Origin of the sequence: Streptomyces silaceus, from assembly GCF_001419745.1 — a bacterium.
Taxonomy (GTDB): Bacteria; Actinomycetota; Actinomycetes; order Streptomycetales; family Streptomycetaceae; genus Streptomyces; species Streptomyces silaceus.
This window is the reverse complement of sequence record NZ_LIRJ01000480.1, coordinates 1-5,807: the sequence shown is the minus strand read 5'-3', so window position 1 is coordinate 5,807 and position 5,807 is coordinate 1. Positions and strand designations below refer to the sequence as shown.

Annotated in this window: 6 protein-coding genes and 2 pseudogenes; 7 read left to right on the top strand and 1 reads right to left on the bottom strand. The window is 74.0% G+C overall.

What is annotated here, in order from left to right; all coding sequences use genetic code 11:
- Positions 1-646, top strand: a 646-nt coding sequence (locus AOK22_RS41110; protein ID WP_055702681.1) for a hypothetical protein, incomplete at its 5' end; no start/stop codon positions are given.
- Positions 647-862: 216 nt separating this feature from the next.
- Here AOK22_RS41110 and AOK22_RS34650 read toward each other — a convergent pair.
- Positions 863-1,276: a winged helix-turn-helix transcriptional regulator gene (locus tag AOK22_RS34650; protein ID WP_055702680.1), complete on the bottom strand. Its 414-nt coding sequence runs from the start codon at positions 1,274-1,276 to the stop codon at positions 863-865.
- Positions 1,277-1,377: 101 nt separating this feature from the next.
- Here AOK22_RS34650 and AOK22_RS34645 point away from each other — a divergent pair, with 101 nt between their 5' ends.
- The 6 genes and pseudogenes from AOK22_RS34645 to AOK22_RS43275 all read left to right on the top strand — a co-directional run.
- Positions 1,378-2,229 carry an alpha/beta fold hydrolase gene (locus tag AOK22_RS34645; RefSeq protein WP_055702679.1) on the top strand — a complete coding sequence of 284 codons (852 nt, stop codon included), beginning with the start codon at positions 1,378-1,380 and terminating at the stop codon, positions 2,227-2,229.
- A gap of 67 nt (positions 2,230-2,296) precedes the next feature.
- Positions 2,297-3,097, top strand: coding sequence for a GntR family transcriptional regulator (locus AOK22_RS34640; RefSeq protein ID WP_055702678.1), 801 nt, complete (start codon positions 2,297-2,299; stop codon positions 3,095-3,097).
- A gap of 138 nt (positions 3,098-3,235) precedes the next feature.
- Positions 3,236-4,360, top strand: coding sequence for a TIGR03364 family FAD-dependent oxidoreductase (locus AOK22_RS34635; protein WP_055702677.1), 1,125 nt, complete (start codon positions 3,236-3,238; stop codon positions 4,358-4,360).
- Between the two features lie 5 nt (positions 4,361-4,365).
- Entirely contained in the window at positions 4,366-5,058 is a 693-nt protein-coding gene (locus AOK22_RS34630; protein ID WP_107102102.1) for a phosphonatase-like hydrolase, read from the top strand.
- Positions 5,058-5,489, top strand: a pseudogene (locus AOK22_RS43280) (ABC transporter ATP-binding protein); the annotation flags it as partial. The gene AOK22_RS34630 and the pseudogene AOK22_RS43280, both read left to right, overlap by 1 nt.
- Before the next feature lie 2 nt (positions 5,490-5,491).
- Positions 5,492-5,807, top strand: a pseudogene (locus tag AOK22_RS43275) (2-aminoethylphosphonate ABC transport system ATP-binding subunit PhnT); the annotation flags it as partial.

Below are 5,807 nucleotides of genomic sequence, written 5' to 3'. Positions count from 1 at the left end.
CGCCCCCGGCGACAGCGCCGACTTCCCCCTCGACACCCGGATCCAGAAGGGCCCCGCCACCTACCGCCCCGGCGGCGCCCGCCAGTCCTGGACGATCGGGCTCACCAACACCACCGGCGAGTCCTGCGGGAACATCCACCCGATCCTCGTCCTCGTCGACCGGAAGCAGACGCTCGATCCCCGGCAGATCCGGCTGGAGTTCCACGACGGGACGCGGTGGCGGCCGGTGCCGTTCGAGGAGACCGACCAGGACGAGCACATCGGCGTCTTCGACGACGGCTTCGCCGGGTTCACGGTCGGCCCGGGGCGGACCGTCACCGTCAAGGCCAGGCTCGCCTTCGCGCCCGGAACCGAGGCCGACCACGTCGTCGCCTCCGCCGCGCTCGTGCAGCGCCGGGGCGACGACGGCGACTGGGTCGGCGAGTCCAACGACTACCCGTTCGACATCGTGGCCGAAGGCCCCGGCACCGGGACCGGTGAGCCGCTCTCCCCCCGGCAGCTCGCGGAGACGGGCCCGCGGGTCACGCGCGCGCTGGGGATCACGGCCGGCGCCCTCGTCGTCGTCGGCGGCGCCCTCGTGGCGGGATCCCGGCGCGTTCGGGCCGGAGGGCCGGGCCGCCGGGGCGTGCATCGGAAGTGGATCTGATGTCCCCGGCTCCCGGCCGTGCGCCGCGCGCGGCCCCCAGGATTCCCACGACGTGCCAGTCGGGTGACGTGCGCGCTTCCATGCGGCCTTCCCTCTTCTCCCCGGTCCTGCGCAGCAGCCTTCCCGGCCGGGGCGGCCACCGCATCGCCCCGCGGAACCAACGCGTCCCGCAACCTGAGGCAGAGAGCAGAGCGCGCCGCCACCGGGAGCCAGGCCCTAGCCGGCGGGCGACTCGTCGGCGAGCCGGTTGCTGCGGTCGATCTCCGGCATGTGTGTCTCGGCCCAGGCCCGCAGGGCGGCGAGCGGCGTCTCGAGGGACAGGCCGAGCTCGGTGAGCCGGTAGTGGACGGCGGGCGGCACGGTGGGTTCCACGCGGCGCGCGACCAGGCCGTCGCGGACCAGGCTCTGGAGGGTGACGGACAGCATCTTCTGCGAGATGCCAGGGATACGGCGCCGCAGTTCCACGAAACGGAGCTCGTCCGGAGCCTCCTCGGCCAGCACCTTGACCGCCAGCGACGTCCACTTGGTGCCGATGCGGTCGAGCAACTGGCGGGCCGGGCAGCGCGGATCCAGCAGGTCACCCCGCTCACCGGGCCGCCGGCCGGGTTCGCCGGGCCTCGACGTGGTCACTCGGGGCTCACCACCTGAAGGGAAAGTGCCGTCTTGGACGGGCCAGGATAGTTCCCTAGCGTGACCTGGTCACCATTCCTCACCAGGCACCTGGAGCCCCCATGCCCGAACTGCGGCGCGTCCCCGTCAACGGTGTCGAACTGAACGTCGCCCTCGCCGGATCGGGCCCGGCCGTCCTGCTGCTGCACGGTTTCCCGCACACCTGGGAGGTGTGGACGGACGTCATGGCCGACCTGTCCGGCCGCCACCGCGTCATCGCGCCGGACCTGCGCGGGTTCGGCGCGAGCGGCCCGGCCGCCTCCGGGTACGACGCGGGCACCCTGGCCGAGGACGCCGCGGCGCTTCTCACCGGGCTCGGCGTGTCCTCGGCCGCGGTGGTGGGCATCGACGCGGGTACCGCGCCGGCCTTCCTCCTCGCCCTGCGCCGCCCCGGTCTCGTCCGGCGCCTGGTCGTCATGGAGTCCCTTCTGGGCACGCTGCCCGGCGCCGAGGACTTCCTCGCCGACGGGCCGCCGTGGTGGTTCGGCTTCCATTCCGCCGCGCCCGGCCTTGCCGAGACCGTGCTGGAGGGCCACGAGGCCGCCTACGTCGACTGGTTCCTGCGCGCCGGCACGCTCGGCGACGGGGTGCGCCCCGACCTGCGGGACGCCTTCGTCCGCGCGTACACCGGCCGCCCGGCGTTGAGCCGCGCGTTCTCGTACTACCGGGCGCTGCCCGAGAGCGCGGTACAGATCGAGCAGGCGGTCGCCACCGCCCGCCTGACGGTGCCGACGACGGCGGTGGGCGCCCGGCCCGTCGGCGCCGCGCTGGAACGCCAGCTCCGCCCGGTCGCCGACGATCTCACCGGACACGTCATCGAGGCCTGCGGCCACATCATCCCGCTGCACCGCCCGCGCGCCCTGCTCGCGCTGCTGCGTCCCTTCCTGGCCGGTGGGGACGCGAAGGCGGCCTGACCGGGCCCCTGTCCGAGGACACCCGCCGTTCACCCTCCAGTTCACGTACGTCTGCGAACATCCCCGGGTGGACAACCCGAACCCCGCGCACCCCGCCGCCCACCTGCTCGACCAGGCGCCGGGCGCCCCCATCCGATCCGGCATCCCGGAGCACGGACGCATCCCGAAGTACTACGCCGTGAAGGCCAGGATCGCCGTCCTGATCGAGGAGTTGGGGGACGGGCAGCCGCTGCCCACCGAGCGGGACCTGGCCGAGCGGTACGAGGTGGCGCGCGAGACCGTGCGGCAGGCGCTGCGCGAACTGCTCCTGGAGGGACGGCTGCGCCGGCAGGGCCGCGGCACCGTCGTCGCGGGCCCCAAACTGGAGCAGCCGCTGTCGCTGGCGAGTTACACCGAAGGCGTACGACGGCAGGGGCGCACGCCGGGACGCAACCTCATCTCGCTCGACCGCTTCCCGTGCCCGCCCGCGCTCGCCGCCGAGATCGGCGCCGATGCGGGCGAGCCCGTCTGGCACATGGAGCGCGTGCTGCTCGCCGACGACGAGCGGGTCGGCCTGGAGAGCACGTACGTCTCCGTGGCCCGGGTGCCCCGGCTCGACGGGGACTTCGAGCCCGACTCGTCGTTCTACGCCTATCTGCGCGACGAGCTCGGCATCTCCTTCGGGGACGCCGACGAGCGGATCGAGACGGTCCTCGCCACTCCCCGCGAGGCGCTGCTCATCGGGACGCCGCCCGCGCTGCCGATGCTGCTGATCCACCGGCTCTCGCGGGACACCTCGGGTCGCCCGCTGGAGCGGGTGCGGACCCTCTACCGGGGCGACCGGTTCTCCTTCACCACGCACCTGGGGAGCGCGGACCCGGCCGGCTGACCCTCCGCGTCCCGTACGCCGGTCGACCCACGACGATAACGAGAACGTAACGGGTCTAGGCCAAGCTTGGGTGGCCGTTCACCGTCCCGTTGCCCACCGGCCCCGCGCGGGTCACCCACCCCCAGGAGCGTTGCCGCCGTGAGAGTCATCGTCGTAGGAGCCGGCGTGGTGGGAACCATGCACGCCTGGCACGCAGTGGAACGCGGCCACGAGGTCGTACAGATCGAGCGCGAGAGCGAGGCCCGCGGGGCGTCGCTGCGCAACTTCGGCCAGATATGGGTGAGCGGCCGGGCGGGCGGCGAGGAGCTCGACACCGCCCTGCGCGCCCGCGAGCTGTGGGAGGGCATCGGCGCGCGCGTGCCGGGCCTCGGCTTCCGGGCCAACGGCTCGCTCACCCTCGTACGCAACGAACGCGAGCGCGCCGTCGCCGAGGCCGCCCTCGCCCGCCCCGACGCGGCGGCCCGCGGCTACAAGCTGCTGAGCGCCGACGAGGCGCGCGCGCTCAACCCGGCCCTGCGCGGCGCGTTCGGCGCGGCCCTGTGGTGCGAGCGGGACGCGGCGGTCGAGCCCCGCACCGCCCAACTCCGCCTCCGCGAGGCCCTGTCGGCGTCCGACCGCTACACCTTCCTGCCGGGCCGCGAGGTCCGCGAGGTCGTCGGCGCGGGCGCGGTGCGCGACGACCACGGCGACGTGCACTCCGGAGACGTCGTCGTGCTCGCCACCGGCGCCTGGCTCGGCGGCCTGGTCCGCGAACTCGCGGGCCCCGACCTGCCGGTGCGCCGCGTGCGGCTGCAGATGATGCAGACCGAGCCGCTCGGCGAACCGCTCACCACGTCCGTCGCCGACGCGGACAGCTTCCGCTACTACCCGGCGTACCGGTCGCCCGCGCTCGACGAGCTCAACGCCGGGCAGGCCCAGGCGCCGACCGCCGCCGCGCACAAGATGCAGCTGCTCATGGTGCAGCGCAAGGACGGCGGCCTGACCATCGGCGACACCCACGAGTATGAGCACCCCTTCGCCTTCGACACCGTCGAGGACCCCTACGACCACCTCACCGAGGTCGTCGAGGGCTTCCTCGGACGGCCGCTGCCGAAGATCCGGCGCCGCTGGGCCGGGGTGTACGCGCAGTGCGTCGACACCAGCCGGGTCGTGCACCGCCAGCAGGTGAGCGAAGGCGTGTGGCTGGTCACCGGGCCCGGCGGGCGCGGCATGACCTGCTCGCCCGCGATCGCCGAGAAGACCGCCGACGAGTTGGGATGGTGAACGCGATGACCACGCACCGCACGGGCCTTGTCGTCCTGGACATGGCCGGGACCACCGTCGCCGACGGCGGCCTGGTCGAGCAGGCCTTCGCCGCCGCCGCGCGCGAACTCGGCGTCGTACCGGACTCCGCGGACCACGCCGCGAAGCTGGAGTACGTGCGCGCCACGATGGGCGAGTCCAAGATCTCCGTCTTCCGGCACCTGTTCGGCGAGGAGACGCTCGCGCAGCAGGCCAACGCCGCCTTCGAGAAGGCGTACGGCACGCTCGTCGACGGCGGCCGGATCGCGCCGGTCCCCGGCGCCGAGAGGGCCATCGAGGAACTGCGCGCCGACGGCCGGACCGTCGTCCTGACCACCGGCTTCGCCCGCGTCACCCAGGACGCCATCCTCGACGCGCTGGGCTGGCGCGACCTCGTCGGGCTGACGCTCTGCCCCGCCGACGCGGGCGGCCGCGGCCGGCCCTACCCGGACATGGTGCTCAGCGCCTTCCTGCGCACCGGCGCCGTCTCCGGCGTCCAGGAGGTCGCCGTCGTGGGCGACACCGCGTACGACATGAAGAGCGGGGTGCGGGCCGGGGCCGGTGTCGTCGCCGGCGTCCTCACCGGCGCCCACGGCGACGCGGCGCTGCGCGAGGCCGGCGCCACGCACGTGCTCGGCTCGGTCGCCGAACTCCCCGCGATACTCAGGGGAGTCGGCTGATGGGCAGCGGGATCCGCTTCGACCGCGTCTCGGTCGCGTACGGCGGGCACACCGTCCTCGACGCGCTCGACCTGACCGTCGAGCCCGGCGAGGTCATGGCCCTGCTCGGGCCCTCCGGCTCCGGCAAGACGACCGCGCTGCGGGCCGTCGCGGGCTTCGTGCGGCCCGCGTCGGGGCGGGTGTTCATCGGGGGCCGCGACGTCACCGGGCTGCCGCCGCACCGCCGGGGCATCGGGATGGTCGTCCAGCAGTACGCGCTCTTCCCGCACATGCGGGTCGAGGACAACGTCGCCTTCGGCATGAAGGCGCAGAAGGTGGCCAAGGGGGAGATCCCCGGACGGGTCGCCGAGGCGCTGGAGATGACCGGCATGGCCGCGTACGCCAAGCGGTTCCCGCGTGAGCTGTCCGGCGGGCAGCAGCAGCGGGTGGCCNNCTGCTGCTCGACGAGCCGCTGTCCGCCCTCGACGCGCAGCTGCGGTCCGGGATGCTGGCCGAACTCGCCCGCCTGCACCGGGAGTTGCCCGACGTCTCCATCCTCTACGTCACCCATGACCAGGTGGAGGCGCTGACCCTCGCGGACCGCATCGCCGTCATGGACCGGGCGCGGCTTCAGGACTGCGGCACTCCGCGGGAGCTGTACCGGGCGCCGCGGACGGAGTTCACGGCGTCCTTCGTGGGCAACGCCAATCTGCTGCCCGTGCGGGTGGGGGACGGGGGCGTCTCCTTCGGCCTGTCTCGTCTACACATCT